Raw genomic sequence first — 25,624 nt, forward strand, 5'->3', positions numbered from 1 at the left:
CGTTCCTCAGGCCGCGGCCGCGGCCGGCAGGATCGGCGCGTCGGCGTCGATCCGCACGCCGGCGCGCAGGCAGAACAGCGGCTGCAGCATGCGGTCGGTCACCACCTGGTTGTCTTCGTTGTCGCGCAGCACCCAGCGGCCGCGCTCGTCCGACAGCACGGTCACGTCGGCCGTGCGGCCGGGGGCGAGCGTGCCGATCTCGTCTTCCATGCGGGCCATGCGGGCCGCGTTGATGGTGGCCATCGCCACCACATGGTTCAGCGGCACGCCCAGCGCCAGCATCGACGTCATTGCCGACACCAGGCTGAAGCGGGTGTGGCCGAGGAACATGTGGTCCTCGTCGGGGTGTTCGGCAGGCGTGCCGGCAGGGGCGGGCACCGTGGTGTTGTAGCCGTGCATGTCGGCGCCCAGCGAGTCGGGCAGGAAGCCGGCATCGAGCACCTGCCTGGCCACGCGGAAGCTGAAGTGCGAGCCGTGGCCGACGTCCAGCTTCATCCCGCGCTCCAGCGCCGCCTGCAGCAGGGGATGGATGCGGCCGCGGCTGTCCACGAAGCCGCCGGGGTGGCGGCTGAAGGGATGCGCCAGCACGTCGCCCGGCTTGAGCAGGTCCATCACCTGATCGAGGATGGTGTCGGGATTGACCGCCTGTCCGCCGTCCTCCGGCTTGGGCCACATCCGGCCGAAGTGGATGTAGACGGGCAGGTTGGCCTGCCTGCCGATCTCGGCAGCCAGCCGCATGCTTTCCACGCCCCAGCGCTCGAAGCCGCCGAGTTCGGCGTGCGCCTTCAGGCCCTTGACCAGGTCCGGGTTGGCCTGCGCCGTCTTGACCGTGGCGTCGACGTCGATGCAGTCCGGGCGGTACAGCGAGGCGTAATAGTGTCCCTCCATGCCGCCCACCAGGTAGGCCGACAGGAAGGCCACCACCCGGCTTTGCGAAGGCTGGACGATGAACTGCCGGAAACCGGGCAGCGTCATGCAGCTCGGCCCGCCCTGGTCGATCAGCGTCGTCACGCCCGACTGCACGCCGCACATGTCGGGGTTCAGGCCGAAGCGGCCGGTGACGTACTGGTAGACGTGCGCGTGCGTGTCGATCAGGCCGGGCAGCACCAGCTTGCCGCGACAGTCGACCACCTCGGCGTCGGGCGCCGACAGGTTCTCGCCGACGCTGTCGATCCTGCCGCCGCGCACCAGAACGTCGCAGACCTCGTCGAGTCCGGCATGCGGGTCGATGACCCGGCCTTGCCGCAAAAGATAATTCGCCATGTTTCCCACCTGTATCAGTGATCGATCGGAGTTGTGCAAAAACCATGCCATTTGGATCGCCGCCCAGGCATTGCGCCGCGGCGCGGCGTCGATGCTGGCTTTATCGACTGTCCATATAAGAGGTATACCACGTATTTTGCGCGAGAATGTTGTCTTTGCGCCCGCCGCCACGCACTAAAAGCGGGGTGCGGAACGCACCGATGTCGTGCATTGAGTGGTATGCCACATAGTTATGGCCGGGGAATGGGGTAGAATCGGCCCGGAAAAAAAGCGGAGCGCCGCGCGTCCGGCCGGCATCCGGCCGACATGTCCCCACTTCGCGCCATGACCCAATCCGATTCTTCTTCCGACGCCCAGGCCCAGTTGCAGTCGGCGATCGAGCGTTCCGCCCTGCTGGGCCGCCCCGGCTTTCTCATCCGCCGCCTGCACCAGGTGCACGGTTCCCTGTTCCTGGAGGAAACCCGGGAATTCGCGATCACCCCCGTCCAGTACAGCCTGATGACCGCGCTTAGCGAGCGCGGCGAGATGGACCAGATTTCGCTCGCCCTGCAGCTCGGCCTGGAACGCACCAGCGTGGCCGAGGTGATCCCGCGCCTGGAGGCCCGCGGCCTGCTCAGCCGCAGGCAGAGCGCCGACGACAAGCGGGTCAAGCTGGTCAAGCTGACCCGCAAGGGGCGGGCGCTGGTGGTGAAGATGGCGCCGGCGGTGCAGCGGGCGCACGACCGCACGATCGAGGCGATCCCGCCGGGGGAACGGGCGCAGTTCATGCTGCAGCTGATCCGGCTGGTGGAGGCGGGGGGGGATTACGGGGTGCCGCTGGCGTTGCCGTAAGGCCCCCCGTCGCCAGCATTGCCTTGGCGGCATGGTATTCACGGCGCAGCCGGCGTCGCGTCTTTTCGCGGCCGTCCCTCCCTCGTTCCATTGGCACGGGCTGCTTCGATGAACGTCTTGAGTTGCGTGTCGGCAGGCTTTCAGGCGCGAGTTCAGCACCGGGTCGTTTGAGCAGCTTGCGCCCAAGCCGAGTTCGACTCGTACGATCCGCGGCACCAAGCGAGGGTATGTCCTGGTATCTATGTCACTAGGCCGTCAGTAAGATTGTCTGGCAATCTGGCCATATAAGAACACAAAGACGGATACCGGAGACAACATCATGAACGCTTTGCTCGCCCCCACGTGGGCCGTTCGTCCGCTCACAGGCTCAATAGGCGCCGAGATCGAAGGACTCGATCTGCGGCACGCCACCGACGATGACATCGCGCACATAAAGAAAGCCTTTCTCGAACATTGCGTGCTCGTCTTTCGTGGACAGGACTTGCAGCCGGAAGACCAAGTGGCCTTTGCAGAGAAGCTTGGCCAGGTCTACCGCTTCAAGAAGGACAAAGTCGACTTCGGCAGCGATGAACTGCCCTCCGGCATTCTCAAGCTCAGCAATGTCGGCAAGGAAAAAACCATCACCGAGCGCTGGCACTTCGATGGCATGTATCTGGAAAAGCCGCCCGCCGTCTGTATCCTGGCGGCCAAAGAGCTGCCGCCGCAAGGCGGCGACACGATTTGGGCCAATCAGTACCTGGCGTACGAAACGCTCTCCAAGCCGATGCGCGACATCATTTCCCGGTTGCGCTATCTGTACCAGGGCGGCCGGATCACGCAGCGCTACGAAGGCAACGACGTGCCCGAAACCGCCTGGCAGCCGGCGGTGCGCCGCCATCCCGAAAGCGGCCGGGACGCCCTGTACGTGGGCCATCCGGAACAGGCGCTGCACTTTGAAGGCATGACGCGAGAGGAGAGCGAGCCGCTCCTGCGCTTTCTCTATACTCATGGACAGCGGCCCGACTTCTGCTATCGACACATCTGGAAGAAGGGCGACGTGCTGATGTGGGACAACCGCTGCACCATGCACTTCGCCGTCCACGACTACGGCATGCAGCCGCGCTTGATGCACCGAATCACGCTCAACGGCGACGTCGCGGTAGGACCCGCCTGAAGGCGGGACGGCAGACGCGCCCCGAACTCGCAACCCGAGATCCAGATGCAGAACGATTGGCTGAAAATCGACACCGCCCCCGCAGCGCTGCGCAATCTGTTGGTCAATAAGCTGCGTACCGCCATCACCCAGGGCCGCTTCAGTCCCGGCGACCGGCTGGTGGAACGCAGCCTGTGCGAGCGCCTGCAGGTCAGCCGTCCGTCCCTGCGCGAAGCCTTCAGGCAGCTGGAAGCGGAAGGGCTGATCGAAATCATTCCCTACCGCGGCCCGGTGGTCCGGATCATCGGCGTGCAGGAAGCCGGCGAGCTGTACGACCTGCGAGCCGGCGTGGAGGCGCTGTGCGCCCAGTACTTCGCCGAACGCGGCACGCCAGCCGATATCGAACGGTTCGAGAATGCGTTGAAGACACTGACCGCAGCCTTGCGCCGCGGCGACCGCGAAGCGATCTTCACCGCCAAGGACGCCTATTACGAAGCCTTCACCGACGGCTGCCACAGCGTCCCGGTCAAAGCTGCCGCCAGCCAGCTCATCGCCAGGCTCAGCTATTTGTGGTCCACCTCGCTCAGGATTTCCGGCCGGGTCGACCAAGGCGCCGAGCAGATGAAGGCGATCGCTGCCGCCATCCGCAAGCGCGACCCCGCGAGTGCCTACGAAGCGGCCCGCACTTACGTGCTGCACGCACGCGCCACCGGGCTGGAAGCGCTGCGGCAGTCCGCCGGGCCCGCACCGAAGGCGACAGCGCGGCGTAGCCAAGCGGAGCTGCACACGGAATCTGTCGCCAAAGAAATGGGCTGATTGAAATGGGCTGAGCGCAGGCCCGGTCTTCAACAAGCAAGACTACCGAGGAGACACATCATGCTGGAAAGCAGGACTTCGTTCGCGCCCACGCGCAGGCATTTCGTCTTGGCGGCAGCGCTGGCGGCCGTAGCGGGGCCCGCCGTCGCCCAACAAAACGATGGCACGCCCATCACGATCGTCGTCGGCTACGCGGCCGGCAATGCCGCCGATGTGTTGGCGCGCGTGGTCGGGGCGAGGCTGTCGCAGGAGCTGAATGCTTCCGTCGTGGTCGAGAACCGGCCCGGCGCCAACGCCCGCATCGCCATCCAGGCCCTGAAGAACGCGCCGCCGGATGGCAAGACCATGCTGTTCAACACCAGTTCGGCGATGTTTCTGACGCCGCTCATTTTCAAGAATCTGCCGTACGACGTGGATAAGGATTTTGCGCCGATTGCCAACATCGGCAACAACCAGATCGCGATGACCGTCCAGGCCCATGCCCCCTACAAGAATCTCAAGGAATTCGCCGCATGGCTGAAGCAGCACCCCGAAAAGGCCCAGTTCGGGAACGAAGGCGTAGGCAGCCCGGGACACCTGATGGGCCTCCAGCTCGGGATCGCCGCCGGCGTACCGATGACTTTCGTTCCCTATAAGGTGGGCGGTCAGATGCTCAGCGATCAGATCAGCGGCCAGATCACGTCCGCCACGTGGGCGCTGCCTTCGGTCTACGAGCAGCACAAGGCGGGTAAACTGAGGATCATCGGGATTGCGGGCCCCGAACGCTCATCGATTGCGCCGGAACTTCCCACCTTCAAGGAACAAGGCTTCGATGTCGAGATCATCAGCAGCTACGGCGCCTACTTCCGCGCCGGCACGCCCAAGCCGTTGGTGGACAGAATGAGCGCTGCGCTGGTCGCCGCCATCAAGGATCCGGCCGTGCAAAAGCGACTGCGCGAGCTAGGCGTAGACCCCACCGGATACGGTACCGCCGAATTCGAAAAGATAATCGTCGACGATCGCAAGCGCTGGAGGAAGATGGTGGACGAAACGCACTTCTCCGTCGAATGAGAAACAGCATCGGGAGCGCTCGATGACCCCCACGAACGGCAGGACGATGACCGAGAAGATGCTGGCTCGCGCCGCGGGAATCGCCTCCTGCAAGGCAGGCGATCTGGTGCGGCCTGACCCGGCATGGGTGATCGTCCATGATGGCTACGTCGAGTCGCTCTATAAGGAGCTTTCCGCCCTCGGCTATCGGCGTATCGCCCGCCCGCAACGCATGGCTTTCGTCACCGACCACGATGTGATCTACACCACGACTCGCGCCGCCGAGCGCGGCGCCGCCAACCGCCGCATCGCCGCCGAGTGGCAGGTGGGACATTTCTCGGACGCCGGACGCGACGGGCACGGGCATCTATACCCGATGGAATCGGGCATGGTCCAACCCGGCTCGTTTGTCTTCGCCTACGATATGCACTGTACGAACTTCGGCGCAATCGGCGCGTTCGCGCTGGGCGTGCTCGGCGAAATCAGCGTCGTGGCCGCCACGGGCTCGTTGACGGTACAGGTTCCCGGCGCGGTGCGCGTCCGGCTTGACGGCCGGTTCGCGCCCGGCGTGCACGCGCGCGACCTGGGCTTCAAGCTTTCGCATGCCCTGACTTCCGGGCAAATCCCTGTGGAATACGACGCTCGCGTGTTCGAGTTCTGCGGGCCGGCGGTAGACGCGATGTCGGTGGCCGCGCGCGTGGGCCTGTGCAACACTCTCACCGAGATCGGCGTGGCTCATACTCTGTTCCCGCCCATGACCTACCGGAATGAGCCGTGTCCCGAATTGGCGGGGCTCGTGGGAGACGAGGACGCCGACTACGAAGCGACCATCGACTGGAACCTGTCCGAACTTGTTCCCCAGGTAGCGTTGCCGGGCTCGCCCGACAATGCGGCTACCGTGGAAACCGTCGCCGGCCAAGCCATCGACCAGGCCTATCTTGGCTCCTGCGGGTCGGCGATGTACGAAGACTTCCGCGATGCGGCGCAATTCCTGCGCGGCAAATCGCTCTCGCCCAGGGTGCGTATGGTGGTGGTTCCTGGCACCATCGAGATCGCCAGGCGCCTGACCGACGACGGGATCCTGGAGGTGTTCATTGACGCCGGCGCCACGGTGCTGCCTCCGGGATGCGGTCCCTGCGCCGGCGGGCGCTCCAGTCTGCTGGCGCCCGGCGAGGTCTCGATTTCTACCGCTGCCACCAACAATCATGGCCGCATGGGCGCCGCCACCTCGCGTGCCTACCTGGCCAGCCCGCTCACCGTGGCCGCCTCTGCAGTCGCCGGCGAGATCGTCGCCCCGCTCCCTTGGCCCGGGGATGGAACCGCCTCCTTGGAGATTTCATGAACACGATCTGGCGTGTCCGCGGCAAGGCGCATGTGATCGGGCACGACGTGCCGCACGACGGCGGCATCATGCCCAAGCAAGTGGTACAGGCCCGCATTGTCGACCCCGCGCAACTGATTCCCCATCTGTTCGAGGACTATCGCTCGGGCTTCATGCAGGACGTCAAGCCCGGCGACATCATCGTCTCGGGCCGCAACTTCGGCTGCGGCAAGCCGCACACGAATGGCTACATTGCGATGAAGGCGCTGGGCCTGCACCTGTTGTGCGAGTCCGTATCCTCGATCGTCAGGCGCGCGCTGATGAACCTTGGCCAGCCCTGCCTTCAGCCGTGCCCGGGAATCTCCGAAGCCATTGCCCAGGGCGACGACGTCGAAGTGGACTACGAAACGGGTACCGTGATGAATCTCACCTCCGGCACCCGCCTCCAATACAGCGCTATGGACGACTACACGCGACAGTTGATCGAGCAAGGTGGACAGAAGGGATTGCTGCTGCATTGGCTGCAAACGCATCCGGAACTGGCCGAGCCGATGCCTCCATGTATCTCCAGCACTGCGGCCGGGCCGGCGCTGCGGGCCGTCCACCTGCTCAAGGAAATCTGACGTGCGAGACGCCGCGCTGCTTGGCGACATCGACATTGCCACGATCGCCGCCGCTACGTTCTACGAAGCCAACGGCAAAGCTGGCGACATGTCGGCCGCCATTCGACCGTTGTTCGATCAGGCAAGGCTCATCGGCCCGGCTTTCACCGTCAAGAGCCTGCCCAACGACCTCAGCGCCATGCGACGCGCAGTCGACGTGGCGCCTCCTGGCTACGTGCTGGTGATCGACGCGGGCGAAGACGGCGTGCCAATCTGGGGCGGCAGCGGCACCATCGCCGCCCGGCGCCGAGGCCTCGCCGGTGTCGTCACCAACGGCATCGTGCGCGACAGCGCGCAGATACGCGAACTCGGCTTCCCGGTATTTTGCTCCGGCGCCGGGTTGCGCGGCGGCCTCCGCCAGCATCCCGGCTGGCATAACGTCGCTGTCACGGTCGGCGGCGTGCTCGTACACCCCGGCGATCTGGTGGTAGCCGACGCGGACGGCGTGGTCGTCATCGCAAAGGACCGCATCGATGCGGTGACCAAGCTGGCGAAAGAAAAGGCCAAGAAGGAGGCTGCGCGCGAAATGCGCCTGCATCAGGGCGAGGCTTACGACATCTAGGGGCATGGTATGCAGCGCCAGGTTTCCTCTTGGAACCGACATTTTTTCCCCGGGTTGGCCCTCAGCAATCTCCAAGAGAAACACAGATTCGTCCTAACGCCGGTCGCAATCCCGCTCCTAGAATCGACATTGCCCGCCCGCCGGGCCGGCACAATTCTGGAACGGCAACCGCTTCGCCATGACCACCGAAAAGAAACTCACCGGCAAGATCGCGCGCGAGCGCATCCGCCTGATGGAAACCCCGCGTCCGCCCGCGGGCCTTATCGAAGGCTTCAAGTCACTGGGCGACGCCAGCGGCATCGTCTCCGACATCCTCGACGAACTCGGCATTACGGGCGCGGTCGCGGCCACCACGCTGCGGCCCACCATTGCCGGCAAGTGCATCGTCGGTCCCGCGCTGACGGTGCGCAACATCGTCCAGCGCGAGCATCCGTACGAAACCGCCAAGGCGCACGTCAACAAGATGGCCGAATTCGAGGCCCACAACCTGGCGTTGCCGGGCGACGTGGTCGTGATCGACGGCGTGGCCGGCGTTTCCAACATGGGCGGCATCTCGGCCCAGACCGGCAAGCGCCAGGGGGAGGCCGGCGCGATCGTGCACGGCGGCATCCGCGACATTTCGCATTCCCGCAGTGTCGACTACCCGCTGTGGTCGAGCGAGGTGACGCCGGTGACCGGCAAGTCGCGGATCGAGACGGTCGAAATCAACGGCGACATCGAGATCGCCGGCATCCGCGTTTCGCCGGGAGACATCGTGCTGGCCGACGACACCGGGGTCTGCTTCATCCCGCGCGGGCGCGCCGAAGAAGTGCTCGCGCTTTGCCTGGCGAAGTCGCAGGCCGAAGACCGCAAGGTCAGGATCATCGTCGAAGGCGCGTCCGTGGCAGACCTGCCGACCAACGCCTGAGAACGCGGCGACGGGGCTCGCAGCCCTCGAGGCGCGGCGGTCCAGGTAGAAAGAGAAAGACCCGGGGAGACATCCATGCAACGACCATTGCTGCTGTCCTGCCTTCTTGCCGCCGCCTGCGCCGCAGCGGCGCCCGCCGCGACGGCGCAGGCCTGGCCCGACCGGCCGATCCGCATCATCCTCGGCTTCGCGCCGGGCGGACAGGTCGACAGTTCGGCGCGCATCGCGGCCAAGATCCTGAACGACGCGCTGGGCCAGCCCGTCACGGTCGAGAATCGCGCCGGCGCCGGCGGCATGATCGCCTCCACCTTCGTCGCCCGTTCGGCGCCCGACGGCTATACGCTGCTGGTCAACGCGACCTCCGACATCATCAATCCGATCGTCACCAAGAACGCCGGCTATTCGATCGAGAAGGATTTCGCGCCGATCGGCCTGATCGCCAGCTCGCCCAACGTGCTGGTCGTGCATCCGTCGATCCCGGCCAAGTCGGTGGCCGACGTGGTGGACTACGCGCGCACGCACCCGGTCAGCTACGGCTCGGCTGGCGTCAACACGGTCAGCCACCTGGCCGGGGCGCTGCTGAGCGCGATGTCGGGCGTGCCGATGACGCACGTCGCCTACAAGGGCACGGGCGCGGCGCAGGTCGACCTGCTGAGCGGCCGGATCGCGATGATGTTCGACGGCACCATGACGGCCTTGCCCAACGCCAAGCTCGGCAAGGTCAGGGCGATCGCGGTCACCTCGCTCGAGCGCTGCACTTGCGCGCCCGAGCTGCCAACCGTGGCCGAAAGCGGCTACCCGGGCTACAGCCTGCTGCCCATCTTCGGCCTGATGGCGCCGGCCGGAACGCCGCCGGCCGTCGTCGGGCGCATCTCGAACGTTTTGCAGGCCGCCTTGAAGACCCCGGCGGTGCGCGAACAGATCGCGGCCATCGGCGCCGAGCCCGGACGCATGGGGCCGGACGAGTACCGGCGCTATCTGCAGACCGAGACCGAGCGCTGGACCAAGCTCGCGGCCCAGGGACTCCTGCGCAGCGAGTGAGCGCCGCTCAGGGTTAACGTCAGTGCGGGCGGGCCGCCGGGGCCGGCTATACTGGGCAGCCCGTCCTGGTATTGACCGTGAACGCGCCGTCTCCCGCCTTCAATACGTATTCGATGGCGCAGCTCTGCGACTATGTCGATTTCGACATCCGCCGCCAGGGGCCGCGGCGGTCCGCGGCGCGCCTGCACCGGCACGACTATTTCCAGATGCACGTGCACCTGGAAGGCTCGGCGCAGATGCACATGGCCATGGTCACGCGCCAGCTCGCGCCGGGCGCGGTCACCTTCATCCTGCCTGACAAGGTCCACTTCCATTCGCATCCGCCGGGCTGCCGCTACTACGTGCTGAGCTTCGGCCTGCGCTTCCTGCGCGGCGACCTCGACGTCGGCCCGCTAGAGCTGGAAGACGTTCCGCTGGCGCGCGCGCCCGAGCTCGCGCCCTTCCTGTTCCAGGAGACGCTGGACTACGATCTCGACGCCGGCGAGCTGGCCGAGGCGGCGCGCCATTGCGAGGCGATGCTGGCCGAGAACGCGGTACGCGGCTTCTATGCGCTCGAGATGATCCGCTCCCACCTGCTGGCGCTGATCGGCCAGGTGTGCCGCAGGTACGCGGCCAGTTTCGAGCTCCTGAGCGCCGACCAGCACGGCCGTGCCTCGCGCCGGGCAGCCATCAAGCGCGTCGTCAAGTTCATGCGCGAGAACTACATGCGCCGCATCATGCTGGAAGACGTCGCCAATGCGGTCTGCCTGTCGCCCAACTACCTGTCGCACCTGATCAAGCGCGAGCTTGGCAAGTCGTTCGTCGACCTGCTGACCGGGCTGCGGATGGAGGCGGCCAAGCCGCTGCTGCTGGATACGCGGCTGCGCGTGTCCGATATCGCCGAGCAGATCGGGTTCGACGACGAGGCGTATTTCTCGCGGCGGTTCCGGCAGATCGAGGGGCGGACGCCCAGCGCGTATCGCGGCACGGCGCGGCGCGGTTGAGTCCGGTCCGGGCGCGGGCCGCAACGCCGGCGCGGCCGTCTGGAAGGGCGGCAGAGCAGGGCTGCGGCGTACGATGTAGAATTCGGCCTCCGGGCCTCTAGCTCATGCTTGGTTAGAGCAGCGGACTCATAATCCGTTGGTGCTGGGTTCGACTCCCAGGGGGCCCACCAAACATCAGGGCGGGCCTTTACCTAAGCGACCGCCCGTCAGGCCATATGCCGCCAAGCTCCCCAGCGATGCGCGCCCCGGACGCTCCCCAAGAAACGCGGAGGCATTCGAGGCGCTCATTCGTGCCGCACAGGCGGACCGCCCACGCCGAATTCTGCGGGTGTACCGCCGAATGGTTCTCCACGCGGTCCCACGAGAATCGGATTCGGGGGTCTGCCGCGTGGAGGCGCTCAGGCATGAAGCGATGAAAGCCCGCGGGCTGTAGCCTCAGGCCCGCGCCGCTAGCGCGTGTTCCGCTCCCAGGGCGGAACATGGCCGAATTTCTCTTCCAGGAAGGCCACGACCGCCGCGACTTTCTGGCTCAGGTTCCGCCGCGCCGGGTAGACCATGGTCAGCGGCTCCGGCGTCATCGATTCGAAATCCTCCAGCAGCGGCACCAGCGTGCCGCGCTGCAGGTCGCCATGTATGTGGAACTGCGCGAGCCGGACGATCCCCACGCCATGCCTGGCCAGTTCGAGCAGCATATCGCCCTGGTCCGCGCTCATCGACCCCCCGGGCGGCGCATCGAGCCCGGCCGGCACGTTGAAATGCCAGTTGTTCCAATGGGTCGGCATCGCGAATTTCAGGCAGTTGTGCCCTTTGAGGTCTTCCGGCCGCTTCGGGACGCCATGCCGGGCCAGGTATTCGGGCGAGGCGCACAAGGTCCACCGGCTGCTGGCCAGGTGCTTCGACACCAGCGAGGAGTCTTCCAGCGGGCCGCTGCGTATGGAAAGATCGATGCCGTTTTCCAGCAGGTCCGCATGGACGGGCGCGAGGTGGAATTCGATCTCCAGGTCCGGGAACCGGCGCGAGAATTCGGGGATCAGCGGCGCGATCTGGTACTTGGCGAACGTGAGCATGGTCGCGATCCGCACCCTGCCCACCAGCCGGCCGCTCTTGCCGGCCACTGCCGTCTCGGCGTCGGCCATCGCTTCCACCGCGCGCTGCCCGTGCAGGAAGAAGGTGCGGCCGTCTTCGGTGGGGCGGACGCTGCGCGAGTTGCGGTAGAACAGTTGCGCGCCGAGCCGGTCTTCCAGGCGCTGGATCAGTTTGCTGATCGATGATGGCGTCTTGTTGAGCGCCCTGGCCGCGGTCGAAAAGCTCCCAGACTCGTATACGGAAATAAAGACTTCCATTTCTTCCAATCTGCTGGGCATGGCTTGGCTGCGCTGTCTGTCGTATGTCTCGATGCGCCTGCGTGCAGGCATCCTCGTATATCACGCGGCGGATGCCCTACAAATCCGGGCTAACCCGGCTCGCTCACCGGGTTCGATCGCTGTGCCGCTGCTTCATAGAAGCTGTGAACCCGGAAAAATGGATGGCCGTTGCGCCAGCACTCACAATATCCGCAGGATCACCCGCAGCCGGATGCCGCGGGCCATCGACAGGAAAATCCATGCGTCTGAACAACAAGATTGCCCTGGTGATCGGGGCCGGCCAAAGCCAGGGAGAGGGGACGGGCAACGGCAGGGCCGTGGCCCTGAGGTTTGCGCAGGAAGGGGCGGCGGTGCTGGCCGTCGACCGCGACGGCGGGCTGGCCGCCGCCACCGCCGAGATCGCCAATACGCATGGCCGCGGCTGCCTGCCCTTCGAGGCGGACGTGACCGACGAGCGGTCCGTCGAGAAGATGATCGAGTTCGCTGTGGCGCAGTGGGGCCGCATAGACATTCTCCACTACAACGTCGGCATCAGCGTATCCGGCCGGGACGCTTCGCCGGAAGACATCACCGAAAGCGCGTTCGACACCATCATGGCCGTCAACCTGCGCGGCGCCGTCATGTGCGTGAAGCACGTGCTGCCGGTCATGCGACGCCAGCAGGACGGCGTCATCCTGACGGTGGCATCGGTCTCGGCCTGGCAGCGCTACCCGTGGGTGGCCTACAAGGCCAGCAAGGCGGCCCTGATCGCGTTCACGCAGCAGATCGCGATCGAATACGCGGCCGACGGCATCCGCGCCAATACCATCCTGCCCGGCCTGATGAACACTCCGATGGCGGTGGATACGCGGGCGCGGACGTTCAACCGTTCGCGCGACGACATCGTGGCCGAGCGCGACGCGCGGGTGCCCTTGCGCAAGAAGATGGGCACCGCATGGGACGTGGCGAACGCCGCCTTGTTCCTTGCGTCGGACGAAGCCGCCTTCATCACGGGCGTCGAACTGCCGGTGGACGGCGGCGCCCTCGTCAACTTGCCGCGATGACCGCACGGCAATCATGGGAACCAATATGCTGAACGGCGAATCCTCGGCCCTCGCGGGCTATCGAGTCATCGATCTCACCCAGTTCGAGTCGGGCACCTCGTGCACGCAGACGCTGGCCTGGCTCGGCGCGGAGGTGATCAAGGTCGAGCCGCCCGTCACGGGCGAACAGGGCCGCAATTCCAGCGCGGAAGGCGGGAAGGATTCGCTGTACTTCGTGCAGCTGAACACCAACAAGAAAAGCGTGACCTGCGACCTGAAGTCGGCCAGGGGCAAGGAACTGCTGGCCTCGCTGATCAGGCACGGCGACGTGTTCGTCGAGAACTTCGCGCCGGGCGTGATCGAGCGGCTGGGCTTCAGCGCCGACGAAGTGCTGAAGATCAATCCGCGCATCGTGTTCGCCCGCATCAAGGGCTTCGCGCCAGGCAGCAGGTACGCGAATTATCTTGCCTTCGACGCCGTGGCCCAGGCGGCCGGCGGCGCGGTTTCGATCACCGGCGAGCAGGGCGGGCGGCCGATCAAGCCGGGGCCGAACATGGCCGACTCGGGCACCGGGCTGCATTGCGCACTGGGCATCCTGGCCGCGCTGATCCAGCGGGCCACCACCGACAAGGGCCAGGTGGTGGAGGTGACGATGCAGGACGCCGTCATCAATTTTTCGCGCATCGCCTATGCCGCGCAGGCGATGTCGGGCCAGCCCGCGCCGCGCACCGGCAACCAGAGCATTTTCGGCGGCACTTCGCCCAGCGAGGTCTACCGGTGCAAGGGGGACGGGGAAAACGACTACGTGTACGTGTACACGACGCGGGCGGGCAGCAAACATTGGCTCAATCTCTGCCGCTTGATGGGCAGGGAAGACCTGCTCGACGATCCGCGGTTCAAGACGCCGCAGTCCAGGGCGCAGCATGCCGACGTGATCGACGCCATGCTTTCGGAGTGGGCGGCCCGGTACGACAAGCGCGAGGCCATGGAGATCCTGGCGGCCGCCAACGTGCCGGCCAGCGCCGTGTTCGACACGATGGAACTGTTCAACGATCCGGAGTTGCGGGCGCGCGGCACCTTCGCCACGTTCACGCATCCCCAGCATGGCGAGCTGACGGTGCCGGGCAACATGATCAAGCTTTCGGATTCCAGGGTAACGGTGTCTTCCCCGCCGCTTCTGGGCGAGCACAACCGGCAGATCTACGGCGGGCTGCTCGGATATACCGACGAGGAACTCACCAGCCTGGCCGGGCACAAAATCATCTGAGGAGGAGCCGCGCGCATGGCGACCACTACTGGCAACGAGCTGTTCGGGCGGGCCCTGGCGCGCCAGGGGGCCGATACGATGTTCTTCATCATGGGCGGGCCCATGAACGAAGCCTTGAATGCGGCGATGAAGCAGGGCGTGCGGGGCATCGACGTCCGCCACGAGCAGGCCGCGGCCATGATGGCGCAGGCCTATGCGCGGGTCAGGAGCCGGCCCGGGATCTGCCTGGGCGCCTCCGGTCCCGGCACGATCAACCTGACGCTGGGGCTGGCCAACGCGCTGATCGATTGCGCGCCCGTGGTGGCGTTCGGCGGGTCCAGTCCCTTGTCGGCTTCCCATTCCGGCGCCTTCCAGGAAATCGACCAGGTCGCGATCATGCGGCCCATCACCAAGATGGCCGACCGGGTGCTGGACGCCAGGCGGATCCCGGAGTTCGTGGACCGGGCATTCCGTACCGCGGTCAGCGGAAAGCCCGGGCCGGTCTATCTCGACTTGCCGGGCGACGTGCTGTACGCCAAGGTGGAAGAGAGCGAGGTGGCGTGGCCGCAGCCCATCTTCGAAACCGGCGTGGCCCGCCCTGCCGTGTCGGCGGCCGACATCGGCCGGCTCGTCGATGCGCTGGGCAGCGCCGAGCGGCCCGTCCTGCTGGCGGGCAGCGGCGTCCTGTGGTCAGACGCCGCGGACAGCCTCCGGCGCTTCGTGGAGCTGGCGGGGATGCCCTTCTTCTGCACGCCGCAGGGCCGCGGCGCGGTGCCGGACGACCACGAGTACAGCTATCCACTGGCCAAGTCGGCCGCGTTCAAGGGCGCCGATCTGGTCCTCGTCGTCGGCACGCGGCTCAATTATGTTTTTTCCCACGTTCGCCCGCCACGCTTCGATCCGGACGCGGTCATCGCGCGGATCGACATCGATCCGCAGGAAGTGTCGAGCGATGCGCGCGTGAGGATAGGCATCGCAGCCGACGCCGGCACGGCCTTGGATCAACTGGCCGAGGCGCTTGCCGCGTCGCCGTCGAAGAAGGACTATGCCGCGTGGCGCCGGACCCTGGGCGAGATCCAGGTCAAGAAGGCGCCCGGCGCCGAACAGGCGCTCGCCAACGACCAGGTCCCGATCCATCCGCTGCGTCTGTGCAAGGAGATCAGGGATTTCATCGACAAGGACACGGTGCTTTGCGTGGACGGCCAGGAGATCCTGAACTATGGGCGGCAGTCCATCCCCAGCTTCCTGCCGCGGCGCAGGCTCAATTCGGGGCCGTTCGGCACGATGGGCGTCGGGCTGCCGTTCGGCGTGGGCGCCAAGGCCGCGCTGCCCGACAAGAAGGTCGTCGTCCTGCATGGCGACGGCTCGTTCGGCCTGAACGCGATGGAGCTCGACACGGCGGTGCGCCACAAGCTGCCCTTGCTCGTCGTCATCAGCCTGAACGGCGGGTGGACGGCCGATCCGGAAAAGGTCAAGCCCGGGCGCAATCTGGGCTATACGCGCTTCGACAGGCTGGCCGAATCGCTCGGCTGCCATGCCGAATACGTCGAGCGGCCGGGCGATATCGCGCCGGCCTTGCGGCGCGCCGCCGAGCAGGTGGCCGCGGGCCGGGTGGCGTTGCTCAATGTCGTGACCGATGCCAATGCCCGCGCCGGCACGCAGGCGTTCACGAGCTTTTCGACCTGAGGGGCGCCACGCCGCGTCAAAGCGGCAGCGCGCTGCTGGTGCCGACGAACACGGTATAGAGCCCCGACGCCGTGGTGACGTACAGGCGGCTTCGCTTGCGTCCGCCGAAGGCGAGGTTCGTGACCGTTTCCGGAAACCGTATCCTGCCGATCAGCTCGCCGTCGGCGGCGTAGCAGTGGACGCCGTCGGCCGCGCTGGTCCATACGTTGCCTTCCGAGTCGACCTTGAACCCATCCGCGATGCCGGGGCTGACGGTGGCGAATACCTGTCCGTCGCGCAGCCGCCTGCCCGATACCTCGAACCGCACGATGTGGTGCGCGCCGGCCGGGTCGTGCGTGGCGCCGCTGTCGGCCACGTACAGGAAGCGCTCGTCGGGGGAGAACGCCAGGCCGTTGGGCAGGGTGATCTCGTCGGTGCCGACGGACAGGGCGCCGGTGTCCGGGTCGAGGCAGAACACGTAGTTGCGGCCGATCTCGCTTTCGGCCTTGTCGCCGGTGTAGTCGCTGACGATGCCGTAGACCGGGTCGGTGAACCAGACCTCGCCGTTGGACCTGACCACGACGTCGTTGGGCGAGTTCAGCCGCTTGCCTTCGAACTTGTCGGCCAGCACGGTGACGCTGCCGTCGTATTCGGTGCGGGTGACGCGGCGGCTGCCGCTTTCGCAGGTGATGAGCCGGCCCTGGCGGTCGCGGGCGTTGCCGTTCGCGAAGTTCGACGGCTGGCGGTGCACCGTGGCGCCCAGGCCGGGAACCCACTTCATGATCCGGTTGTTGGGAATGTCGCTGAACAGGAGATAGTCGCCGTCGGCAAAGTACACGGGGCCTTCGCCCCACAGCAGATCCGTGCAGAGCCGTTCGATGCGGGCGGTGGCCACGACGTTGGGGCGAAAGCGGGCGTAGTTCAGAATTTCGAAGTCCGGACTCATGTCGTTCCCTGAAGAAGGCGAAGAATCAGGCGCCGCCGAAAGCGGCCCGCGATGAGCATTGCACGTATTCCCTGTGAACGATTTTCGCAGGTGGTATTCCGCCAGGGCGCTTGTTGCGCCAGGTCCGAAAAGCAAGAATCGGTCTGCGCGGAACGCACCGGGCCGAAACGCATCGGGCCGGCTCGTTCGCATACCGGGGACACGAGCAATGCTTGATCGACACATAGGATTCATCGGGCTGGGCGCGATGGGCGGCGCCCTCGCGGAAAGGCTGCTGCAGTCGGGCGCCACGCTTCACGTCCACGACGTGGATCCGCAGGCCGTCGCCAGGTTCGTGGCCGCCGGCGCGCATGCCTGCGATTCGCCCCGCGCGGTGGCCGACAGCGTCGAACTGGCCATCGGCTGCCTGCCCAACGGCCATGTCTCGAAAGCGGTCGCGCTGGGCGAAAACGGCATCGTGCACGGCGCGCGGGTCAAGACCTACGTGGAATGCTCCACCATCGGCCGCGCCACGGTGATGGCGATGGCCGAAGGCCTGGCCGCAAAAGGCATCGCGCTGATCGACGCGCCGGTCAGCGGCGGGCCGAAGGGCGCCCGCGCGGGAACGCTTTCCGTCATCGCGTCGGGGCCGCGCGAGGCCGTGGCGGTGGCGCTGCCGGTACTCGCGGCCTTCGGCCCGAAGCAGTTCGTCGTGGGCGAGCAGGCCGGCATGGCGCAGATGATGAAGCTGGTCAACAACCTGGTGTCGGCCGCCAACATGGCGTCGGCATTCGAAGCGGTGGTGCTGGGCGCGAAAGCCGGCCTGGACCCGGACGTGATGGTCGAGGTGCTCAACGGCAGCACCGGCCGCAATACCGCCACCGAAACCAAGCTGCCCCAGTCCGTCCTCACCCGCAGCTTCGACTACGGGGCCAAGGTGGACGTCATCTACAAGGACGTGCATCTCGCGCTGGCCGAGGCCGAGGCGCTCGGCGTGCCGATGTGGGTTGGCCAGAACACCGGGCAGATGTGGCGCCACGCGGTGTCGCAGGGCGCGGGCGCGCAGGACTATACGGTCCTGATCAGGTTCATGGAGCAGTGGGCGGGCGTCGAGGTGAAGGGAAAGGGCGTCCGGCCCTGACGGCGTCGCAGGCCGGATCGAGACCGAATCAGGATCAACGGAGCACAGGAACGATGAGCAATCCCAACAACGATTTCAACCCCGTCACCGCCGAGACCATCGAGCTCGGACACCGGAACCGGCGCGCGACGCTAGGCGACGGCTATGTCGACAAGTCGCTGGCCGCCGCGCGCGACAACGAGTTCATGCGCCCGCTGCAGGAGGTCGTGACGGGGCTGGCCTGGGGCGGCATCTGGGGCCGGCCCGGCCTGAGCCTCAAGCATCGCAGCCTGGTCACCGTCAGCGTGCTGGTCGCCACCGGGCGGCGGCATGAATTGAAGCTGCACCTCAATGGCCTGTTGAACAACGGCTGGACCGAGACCGAGCTGCAGGAAATATTGATCCACGCCGCGTGCTATTGCGGCATGCCGGCCGCGGTGGACGGCTTTCGCGTGGCCAGGGAAGTGATCGCGGAACGCGCGGCGGGCGTCGACAGCACGTCGGCCCCGCTGGGAGGCGAATGATCCGGCGGCTTCCAGAAAAATGATGGCAGCGCAGCCATGACCAAAATCTCGGGCACTACCCGGGTCTTCGCCATCCTGGCGGACCCCATCCATCACGTTCAGACTCCGCAGGCCGTCAATGAAGTATTCCAGGCGGAAAAGCTCGACGCGGCCATGATCCCGATCCACGTCAAGCAGGAGCATCTGCAAAGGCTGGTCGACGGATTGCGGGGCATCCAGAATCTGGACGGCTTCGTGGTCACCGTTCCGCACAAGCGGGCGATGGCGGCGCTGTGCGACCAGCTCACGCCGGCCGCGGCGCGGATCGGCGCCGTCAACGTCGTGCGCCGGACCGCGGCGGGCGCCTTGCTGGGCGGCATGCTCGACGGCGAGGGCTTCGTGGCGGGGCTTCGTTCGCAAGGCCTCGAAGTAACGGGGCGCAGGATCTACATCGCGGGCGCCGGCGGCGCGGCCTCCGCCATCTTCCACGCGGTGGCCCAGGCCGGCGCCAGCCACGTCACCGTGGCGAACCGCACGTCGTCCAAGGCGGACGAACTCGTCAGCCGCATGCGGCAGGCGTTTCCCGCGGTGTCGATGTCGGTCGGCACGCCGGATGCCGGCGGGCACGACATCGTCGTCAACGCGACCTCGCTCGGCATGCATGCCGGCGATGCGCTGCCGCTGGATCCGGGATCCCTCGACCGCGGCCAGACGGTGGCCGAAATCATCATGCAGCCGGAGCAAACCCCGCTGCTCGCCGAGGCGAAACGGCGCGGCTGCCGGATCCAGTACGGCGCGCCCATGCTGCGTTGCCAGCTCGAACTGATGACGGGCTTCATGCGCCAATGAGCCGGTACGACTACATCATCGTCGGCGGCGGCACCGCCGGCTGCATCCTGGCCAACCGGCTGAGCGCCTCGGGCCGGCACACGGTGCTCGTGCTCGAGGCGGGCGGCGATCCGGCCAGCCCCTGGATCGGGATTCCCGCCGGCTTCAGCAAGCTGCTGACCAATCCCACGTACAACTGGAATTTCCGCACCGCCCCCGAGCCGAATACCAACGGACGGGCGATCGCGGTGCCGCGCGGCAAGGGGCTGGGGGGCTCGTCGCTGATCAACGGGATGATCTATGTGCGCGGCCAGCCGCGCGACTACGATGCCTGGGCCGAAACCGGCGCCGCGGGATGGACCTTCGCCGATATACGGCCGTATTTCCAGCGGATCGAAAGGCGGGCCGGCATTCCCGGCCCGGCGGCGGGCGGCCGCGCCGATGCCGGACAGGGCGCGGTGCACGTGATGGCGGTGCGGGAACGGTTCCCGCTGACCAGCGCCTACATCGAAGCCGCCAGGCAGGCCGGGCTACCCTACAACGAAGACTATAACGGGCCGACGCAGGAGGGCGTCGGCTACTACCAGGTCACCCAGAACAACGGCCGCCGTTGCAGCGCGTACGACGCCTACCTCAAGCCCGCGCTGCGGCGCGCCAACCTGCGCGTGGAGCGCTTCGCGCGCGTATCCAGGCTCGAGTTCGAAGGCGGGAAGTGCGTGGGGGCGAGCTATGTCCAGCGCGGCCGGGAACGTCGCGCGTCGGCCGCGCGCGAGGTCATCGTGGCGGCCGGCACGATCCAGTCGCCGCAACTGCTGGAATTGTCCGGCATCGGCGATCCGGCGCTGCTGAACCGGCTGGGCGTGGCCGTCAGGCATGCGCTGCCCGGCGTGGGCGAGAACTACGTCGACCATTTCGCGACACGGCTCAACTGGCGCGTGCGCAACACCGTCACGCTCAACGAGATGACGCGCGGCTGGCGGCTGGCCCTGGCCGTCATGCGCTATGCCGCGCGGCGGCGGGGCATCCTGACGCTGGGTACCGGCCTGGTGAATACCTTCGTCAAGACCCGGCCCGAACTGGAATCCGCCGATGCGCAATTCTTCGTCGTGCATGCCAGCTATGCCAACGCGGCCGAGCGCATCCTCGACCGGTGGCCGGGAATGACGATAGGCGTGAGCCAGCTGCGGCCGGAATCTTCCGGCAGCATCCACAGCGCATCGGCCGACATCGGCCAGCAGCCGGAGATCCGCCCGAACTTCCTGGACGCGCAGGTCGATCGCGACTGCATCGTCGGCGCCATGCGCATGGCGCGGCACATCATGTCCCAGCCGGCGATGGCGCCGTTCTGCATCGAGGAGACGAGCCCCGGCCCGGAGGTCAGGTCGGATGCGCAATGGCTGGAGTTCGCGCGCGGCAACGGGCAGACGATCTACCATCCGATCGGCACCTGCAGCATGGGCACCGGTGGCAGGGCCGTCGTCGATGCCGGCCTGCGGGTGCATGGGGTTCCCGGGCTGCGCGTGGTGGACGCCTCGGTCATTCCCCGGATGGTTTCGGGCAACATCCAGGCCGCCGTGATGGTGGTGGCCGAGAAGGCCGCGGACATGATCCTGGAGGATGCCAGGGCGTGATCCCGGCCATCGCGGGGACGCCGGCTCCCCGCGATGGCCGCGCGGCCGCGGCCCGGGCGCAGGAAGCCCGGCGCGGCCGCGTCATTCCGCGGTGATTCCCGCCTCGCGGACGATGCCGCCCCATTTCTCCGTCTCGCTTTTCAGCCAGGCCTGGGTCTCGGCGATGCCCGTCGAGCCCGGGACCAGGCTCAGGTTCGCGAAGCCGGACACCGCCGCGGGCGTTGCCAGCGCCTTCGCCGCCTCGGCATGCAGGCGATCCAGGATGGGCGACGGCGTGCCCTGCGGCGCGAGGATGACGTTCCATGCCAGGCCTTCGAAGCCCGGAAAGCCGGATTCGGCAATGGTCGGCACGTCGGGCAGTTCGGCCAGCCGCTGCAGCGAGGTGACCGCCAGCGGCCTCACCTTGCCCGAGCGGATCTGCGGCAGCAAGGCGGGCGTCGTGTCGAACATGACCGGTATGGTCCCGCCGATCAGATCGGTGGCGGCGGCCGTCGACCCCTTGTAGGGAATGTGCATGACGTTGAGCTTGGCCGCCCGCTTCAGCATCTCCATCACCAGGTGGTTGGTGATGCCGTTGCCGCTCGACGCATAAGGCATCGCCGGTCCGCCGGCCCGGGCCTTGTCGAGGAACTCCGCGAAGGTCTTGGCGGGGAAGGACGGGTTGACCACCAGCACCAGCGGAATGGTGTTGGTCAGCGTGATCGGGACGAAGTCCTTCAGCGGGTCGTACGGCAGCTTGGGGTACATGAATGGCGCCACGCACAGCGGGCCCGCCGAACTCACCAGCAGGGTATAGCCGTCGGCCGCCGAGCGGGCCGCCACGTCGGCGGCCAGCGTTCCGCTGGCGCCCGGCCGGTTTTCGATGACGAAGGACTGGCCCATGCTTTTCTGCATTTCGCCCATGACGATGCGGGCGATGACGTCGCTGGAATTGCCCGGCGGAAAGCCGACGAGGGTGCGGATGGGGCGCGAAGGATAGGCGTCCGCCGCCTTCGAGGCGATGGGCGCCCAGGCGAGCGCCGCCGCAGACGAACCGATGAATGCCCTGCGTTTCATGTATTGTCTCCGTTCGATTATTGGCGCCCGCCGATCATCGCCAGCACTCTCAGGGAGGGCGGCGCCTTGTCAGTGGATTCCCGGCCAGCGGCGGGCCGCGACGGGGCCTCTGAAATCAATCAGATGAAAGTCCCGTGTGTGGTATTGCGGCGGGCAGCCCGGCTTGCAGGCACTCCGATTCTATCGGTCAGGTCGAAGGCGACATGTGAACCGTTTTCATAGAACCTATGCGGGCGCGACTATGCCGGGGCGACGATGCCCCGGCCGCCGAAGAAAGAGGCGTTCAGCCCTGCGGCGGCTGCCCGTTGGACGCCATCACGCCCCCGTCCACCGGAATGTTCGCCCCGGTCACGAAGCGCGCGTCGTCGCTGGCCAGGAAGGCCACCACGCCGGCGATGTCTTCCGGTTCGGCCACGCGCCCCAGCGGCATGCGTTCCTTGAATTTCTCGACCAGCGCCTTGTCTTTCAGCATGTCGACGGTCATGCCGGTGCGGGTCAGGCTGGGGCACACCGAGTTGATCCGCACGCCGCGGCGGCCGAGGTCGAGCGCCAGCGCGCGGGTCAGATTGACCACGCCGCCCTTGGCGGCGTTGTAGGGGCTCATGCCCCAGTCGCCGCCCAGGCCGGATACCGAGGCGGTGTTGACGATCGATCCGCCCGTCTGTTCCAGGTAGGGAATGGCAGCCCGGCAGCCGAAGAACACGCCGTCGAGGTCGGTGCGGATCACTTCGTGCCACTGGTCGTCGGTGATCTTGTCGGGCTCGCCGCCGGCGAACACGCCGGCGTTGTTGACCATCACGTCCAGGCGCCCGAAGCGCTCGACGGTCGCCTTGACGAAGGCGTCGACGGCGCGCGAATCCGACACGTCGGCCACCGTGGTCATGGTGCGCGCGGCCTCCAGCGGCGCGGCGACGGCCTCCAGTCCCTCGGCCTGCCGGTCCACCAGCGTGACGCTGGCGCCTTCCTGCGACAGCCGGCGGGCGATGGCCGCGCCCATGCCCGAGGCGGCGCCCGTCACGATGGCCACTTTGTCCTTGAATCGTTCCATGTGTTTCTCCTCGTCCGATGATTCCGCGCTGGGCCGCGCGGCCTACTTGCCGCTGGGGAACAGCGTGTCCCAGGTCTGCCGCAGCGCCGCCAGGATGATGCCCTTCGAATCCGGGTCGCCGTGGGCCAGCGCCGACATATAGGCCCTGGCCTGCTTGAGCGTGACGTGCGGCGGCAGCGGCGGCACGTCGGGATCGGTCACCATCTCCACCACGGTCGGCACGTCGGCGGCCAGGGCGCCGTCCCAGGCCGCGCCGATGTCTTCCGGCCGGTCCACCCGCACGCCGCCCAGCCCGACCAGGCGTGCATATTCCGCGTAGGGGAAATCGGGCAGCGCCTGCGATGCGGGGAATTTCGGGTCGCCCTCCATGGCCCGCTGCTCCCAGGTGACCTGGTTCAGGTCGCGGTTGTTCAGCACCAGCAGGGTCAGCTTGCCGTTGCCCCATTCGCGCCACACTTTCGAGATGGTGATGAGGCCGTTGATCCCGTTCATCTGCATCGCGCCGTCACCGGCGATGGCGATGACGTGCCGCTGCGGATGGGCGTACTTGGCCGCGATGGCGTAGGGCACGGCCGAGCCCATCGTGGCCAGGCCGCCTGACAGCGAGGCCCGCATGCCGCGCCGCAGCTTCAGGTCGCGCGCGTACCAGTTGGTGGAGGAACCCGAGTCGGCCGTCACGATGCAGCCGTCGGGCAGGCGCGGCGAGAGTTCGCGGAACACGCGCTGCGGGTTGATGGGATCGGCCGGGCTCATGGCCCGCGCGTCGAGCACCTGCCACCAGCGCTCGACGTTGCGTTCGATCGTCTGCCGCCAGCCGCGGTCGGCCTTGGGTTCCAGGTGCGGGATCAGCGCGCGCAGCACCGCGCGGCTGTCGCCCACCAGGCCGATCTCCATCGGGTAGCGCAGGCCGAGCATGCGGCCGTCGATGTCGATCTGCACGCCGCGCGCCTGGCCTTCCTTCGGCAGGAACTCGGAGTACGGGAAGGCCGAGCCGACCATCAGCAGCGTGTCGCAGTCCTGCATCATGTCCCAGCTGGGCTTGGTGCCGAGCAGGCCGATGGAGCCGGTCACGAAGGGCAGATCGTCGGGCACGGCGGCCTTGCCCAGCAGGGCCTTGGCCACGCCGGCGCCGAGCCGCTGGGCCACCTCGATGATCTCGTCGGTGGCGTGCAGGGCGCCCGCGCCGACCAGCATCGCGACCCGGCGGCCGCTGTTGAGCAGGCCGGCGGCGCGGCGGATCTCGGTCTCGTCAGGCACCGAGCGCTCCAGCGTCACGCCGATGCCGCTATGCACGGTGCCGTGTTCGTGCGGCGGCACCGGGACGGCGGGCAGGCGCTGCAGGTCGTTGGGGACGATCACGCAGGTGACGGTGCGGCGTTCGTGCGCGATCCGCATGGCGCGGTCGATCAGGTGCCTGACCTGGCCCGGCACGGTGGCCATCTGCACGAATTCGTGCGCCACGTCCTTGAACAGCGAGAGCAGGTCGACTTCCTGCTGGTAGTCGCCGCCCAGCGCGGTGCGCGCCTGCTGGCCGACGATGGCCACCACCGGCTGGTGGTCGAGCCTGGCGTCGTACAGGCCGTTGAGCAGGTGGATGGCGCCGGGCCCCGAGGTGGCGATGCAGACGCCGGTCTCGCCGGTGAACTTCGCGTGGGCGGCGGCCATGAAGGCGGCCAGTTCCTCGTGGCGGGCCTGGACGAAGCGGATCGCGTCGTCGCCGCCGGACTGGCGGTCCAGCGCGCCCATCAGGCCGTTGGCGCCGTCGCCGGGGTAGCCGTAAATGCGCCGCACGCCCCACGCGGAAAGACGCTTGAGGATGAAATCGCTGACGGTGTCGCTCATGATGCTCCTGTCTCCGGATTACTTCAGTTGCCCACGACGCCCGACCTTGCGCCGCCCCGTCCAGGATGCGGCGGATCCGGCTCCGCCGGTCCGCTCGCATCGCCCCTTGAGGGGCGCGCGAAGCGCGTAGGGGTGGGTTTCATCTCATCGCGCCGTAGAACGAGGCCAGGGCATGCACGTCGTCGTCGCTCAGCCGCTGGCTGAAGGCGCGCATCACGCCGCCGTCGTCGTTGGCGCGGGATCCATTCTTGAAGGCGGCCATCTGGCCGGCGAAGTACTCGGCCGGCTGGCCGGCCAGGCGCGGCAGCAGCGGGCCTTCGCCGCGGCCCGACAGGCCGTGGCAGTTGGCGCAGGCGGGCAGGGCCAGCGCGTTGTCGCCGATCCGGTCGAGGTCGGCGGCGCGTTGCGGGGCGCCAGCCGGCGGCGACGGCGCGGTCGCCGCCAGGCCGCCGTAATACTTGGCCAGCGAGCCGATGTCGTCCGGCTGCAAGGCCTTGGCGATGGGCGCCATGACGGGGCTGCCGCGGCGGCCGCTGCGGTAGTCCATCAACTGCTTGGCCAGGTATTCGGGCTGCAGGCCGGCCAGGCTGGGGAAGGCGGTGCCGGCCGCCGCCACGCCGTTGGCGCCGTGGCAGGATACGCAGGCGGCGACGCCGTTGCCGCCCGACTGGGCGATGCGCTGTCCATCCTGGGCCGTGCCGTGGCCCAGTATGGGTTCCCAGTCGACGGGTAGCGGCGTGAATTCGGTGGCGGTGCGCGGAGCGGGCGCCGGCGCGCCGGCCGCGGCCGGCGCGCCGGCCGCCGCGGTGCCGGCCGGCGGCACCGTG

The 25,624-nt window shown here is 67.3% G+C and carries 24 protein-coding genes and 1 tRNA gene; 18 read left to right on the forward strand and 7 right to left on the reverse strand.

Annotated elements, in window-relative coordinates:
- Positions 1 to 6: 6 nt before the first annotated feature.
- Complete coding sequence (locus ABD927_RS19890; protein ID WP_345251597.1) at positions 7 to 1,263, reverse strand: amidohydrolase/deacetylase family metallohydrolase; 1,257 nt, start codon at positions 1,261 to 1,263, stop codon at positions 7 to 9.
- Positions 1,264 to 1,587: 324 nt separating this feature from the next.
- Between ABD927_RS19890 and ABD927_RS19895 the strand changes: the two genes are divergently transcribed.
- From ABD927_RS19895 to ABD927_RS19945, 11 genes are all read left to right on the forward strand, one after another.
- The gene (locus tag ABD927_RS19895) at positions 1,588 to 2,094 is read left to right on the forward strand and encodes a MarR family winged helix-turn-helix transcriptional regulator (RefSeq protein ID WP_345251598.1); all 507 of its coding nucleotides are present in this window, start codon (positions 1,588 to 1,590) and stop codon (positions 2,092 to 2,094) included.
- 319 nt (positions 2,095 to 2,413) lie between these two features.
- A complete protein-coding gene (locus ABD927_RS19900; protein ID WP_345251600.1) occupies positions 2,414 to 3,247 on the forward strand; it encodes a TauD/TfdA dioxygenase family protein in 834 nt (277 codons plus the stop codon).
- 45 nt (positions 3,248 to 3,292) lie between these two features.
- Positions 3,293 to 4,042: a GntR family transcriptional regulator gene (locus ABD927_RS19905; RefSeq protein WP_345251601.1), complete on the forward strand. Its 750-nt coding sequence runs from the start codon at positions 3,293 to 3,295 to the stop codon at positions 4,040 to 4,042.
- Positions 4,043 to 4,102: 60 nt separating this feature from the next.
- A complete protein-coding gene (locus ABD927_RS19910; RefSeq protein ID WP_345251602.1) occupies positions 4,103 to 5,092 on the forward strand; it encodes a Bug family tripartite tricarboxylate transporter substrate binding protein in 990 nt (329 codons plus the stop codon).
- Between the two features lie 22 nt (positions 5,093 to 5,114).
- Positions 5,115 to 6,413 (forward strand): 3-isopropylmalate dehydratase large subunit, encoded by a 1,299-nt coding sequence (locus ABD927_RS19915; protein ID WP_345251603.1) that lies wholly within the window; start codon positions 5,115 to 5,117, stop codon positions 6,411 to 6,413.
- Positions 6,410 to 7,015 (forward strand): 3-isopropylmalate dehydratase small subunit, encoded by a 606-nt coding sequence (locus ABD927_RS19920; RefSeq protein ID WP_345251604.1) that lies wholly within the window; start codon positions 6,410 to 6,412, stop codon positions 7,013 to 7,015. The genes ABD927_RS19915 and ABD927_RS19920 overlap by 4 nt, the downstream gene beginning before the upstream one ends.
- Before the next feature lies 1 nt (position 7,016).
- Complete coding sequence (locus ABD927_RS19925; RefSeq protein WP_345251605.1) at positions 7,017 to 7,616, forward strand: RraA family protein; 600 nt, start codon at positions 7,017 to 7,019, stop codon at positions 7,614 to 7,616.
- Between the two features lie 178 nt (positions 7,617 to 7,794).
- On the forward strand, positions 7,795 to 8,523 hold the full coding sequence (locus ABD927_RS19930) for an RraA family protein (protein ID WP_345251606.1): 729 nt from the start codon (positions 7,795 to 7,797) through the stop codon (positions 8,521 to 8,523).
- Positions 8,524 to 8,598: 75 nt separating this feature from the next.
- Complete coding sequence (locus ABD927_RS19935) at positions 8,599 to 9,564, forward strand: Bug family tripartite tricarboxylate transporter substrate binding protein (protein ID WP_345251607.1); 966 nt, start codon at positions 8,599 to 8,601, stop codon at positions 9,562 to 9,564.
- 77 nt (positions 9,565 to 9,641) lie between these two features.
- Positions 9,642 to 10,547 (forward strand): helix-turn-helix transcriptional regulator, encoded by a 906-nt coding sequence (locus ABD927_RS19940; RefSeq protein ID WP_345251608.1) that lies wholly within the window; start codon positions 9,642 to 9,644, stop codon positions 10,545 to 10,547.
- 91 nt (positions 10,548 to 10,638) lie between these two features.
- Positions 10,639 to 10,717 (forward strand) — tRNA-Ile (locus ABD927_RS19945).
- Positions 10,718 to 10,996: 279 nt separating this feature from the next.
- On the opposite strand, the gene ABD927_RS19950 is transcribed toward ABD927_RS19945, so the two are convergent.
- Positions 10,997 to 11,911, reverse strand: coding sequence for a LysR family transcriptional regulator (locus tag ABD927_RS19950; protein ID WP_345251609.1), 915 nt, complete (start codon positions 11,909 to 11,911; stop codon positions 10,997 to 10,999).
- 239 nt (positions 11,912 to 12,150) lie between these two features.
- Between ABD927_RS19950 and ABD927_RS19955 the strand changes: the two genes are divergently transcribed.
- The 3 genes from ABD927_RS19955 to ABD927_RS19965 are packed head-to-tail and all read left to right on the forward strand — an operon-like array spanning position 12,151 to position 15,865.
- On the forward strand, positions 12,151 to 12,954 hold the full coding sequence (locus ABD927_RS19955) for an SDR family NAD(P)-dependent oxidoreductase (protein ID WP_345251610.1): 804 nt from the start codon (positions 12,151 to 12,153) through the stop codon (positions 12,952 to 12,954).
- A 13-nt stretch (positions 12,955 to 12,967) separates the two neighbouring features.
- Positions 12,968 to 14,200, forward strand: coding sequence for a CoA transferase (locus tag ABD927_RS19960; protein ID WP_345251611.1), 1,233 nt, complete (start codon positions 12,968 to 12,970; stop codon positions 14,198 to 14,200).
- A 15-nt stretch (positions 14,201 to 14,215) separates the two neighbouring features.
- Positions 14,216 to 15,865, forward strand: coding sequence for a thiamine pyrophosphate-binding protein (locus tag ABD927_RS19965; protein ID WP_345251612.1), 1,650 nt, complete (start codon positions 14,216 to 14,218; stop codon positions 15,863 to 15,865).
- A 16-nt stretch (positions 15,866 to 15,881) separates the two neighbouring features.
- On the opposite strand, the gene ABD927_RS19970 is transcribed toward ABD927_RS19965, so the two are convergent.
- Positions 15,882 to 16,790: an SMP-30/gluconolactonase/LRE family protein gene (locus ABD927_RS19970; RefSeq protein WP_345251613.1), complete on the reverse strand. Its 909-nt coding sequence runs from the start codon at positions 16,788 to 16,790 to the stop codon at positions 15,882 to 15,884.
- Between the two features lie 208 nt (positions 16,791 to 16,998).
- Between ABD927_RS19970 and ABD927_RS19975 the strand changes: the two genes are divergently transcribed.
- The 4 genes from ABD927_RS19975 to ABD927_RS19990 are packed head-to-tail and all read left to right on the forward strand — an operon-like array spanning position 16,999 to position 20,851.
- Entirely contained in the window at positions 16,999 to 17,910 is a 912-nt protein-coding gene (locus ABD927_RS19975; RefSeq protein ID WP_345251614.1) for an NAD(P)-dependent oxidoreductase, read from the forward strand.
- A gap of 53 nt (positions 17,911 to 17,963) precedes the next feature.
- Positions 17,964 to 18,413, forward strand: coding sequence for a carboxymuconolactone decarboxylase family protein (locus tag ABD927_RS19980; protein ID WP_345251615.1), 450 nt, complete (start codon positions 17,964 to 17,966; stop codon positions 18,411 to 18,413).
- Between the two features lie 36 nt (positions 18,414 to 18,449).
- Positions 18,450 to 19,241 (forward strand): shikimate dehydrogenase family protein, encoded by a 792-nt coding sequence (locus tag ABD927_RS19985; RefSeq protein ID WP_345251616.1) that lies wholly within the window; start codon positions 18,450 to 18,452, stop codon positions 19,239 to 19,241.
- Entirely contained in the window at positions 19,238 to 20,851 is a 1,614-nt protein-coding gene (locus tag ABD927_RS19990) for a GMC family oxidoreductase (protein WP_345251617.1), read from the forward strand. The genes ABD927_RS19985 and ABD927_RS19990 overlap by 4 nt, the downstream gene beginning before the upstream one ends.
- A gap of 81 nt (positions 20,852 to 20,932) precedes the next feature.
- Here the strand turns inward: ABD927_RS19990 and ABD927_RS19995 are convergent, their stop codons facing one another.
- The 4 genes from ABD927_RS19995 to ABD927_RS20010 all read right to left on the reverse strand — a co-directional run.
- Complete coding sequence (locus ABD927_RS19995; protein ID WP_345251618.1) at positions 20,933 to 21,907, reverse strand: Bug family tripartite tricarboxylate transporter substrate binding protein; 975 nt, start codon at positions 21,905 to 21,907, stop codon at positions 20,933 to 20,935.
- A 283-nt stretch (positions 21,908 to 22,190) separates the two neighbouring features.
- Positions 22,191 to 22,955 (reverse strand): meso-2,3-butanediol dehydrogenase, encoded by a 765-nt coding sequence (budC, locus tag ABD927_RS20000; protein ID WP_345251619.1) that lies wholly within the window; start codon positions 22,953 to 22,955, stop codon positions 22,191 to 22,193.
- A gap of 42 nt (positions 22,956 to 22,997) precedes the next feature.
- On the reverse strand, positions 22,998 to 24,797 hold the full coding sequence (locus ABD927_RS20005) for a thiamine pyrophosphate-requiring protein (RefSeq protein ID WP_345251620.1): 1,800 nt from the start codon (positions 24,795 to 24,797) through the stop codon (positions 22,998 to 23,000).
- A gap of 139 nt (positions 24,798 to 24,936) precedes the next feature.
- Positions 24,937 to 25,624: c-type cytochrome (locus ABD927_RS20010; protein WP_345251621.1), on the reverse strand; the 688-nt coding region annotated here is incomplete at its 5' end.

Origin of the sequence: Pigmentiphaga soli (genome assembly GCF_039541095.1) — a bacterium.
Classification (GTDB): Bacteria; Pseudomonadota; Gammaproteobacteria; order Burkholderiales; family Burkholderiaceae_B; genus Pigmentiphaga; species Pigmentiphaga soli.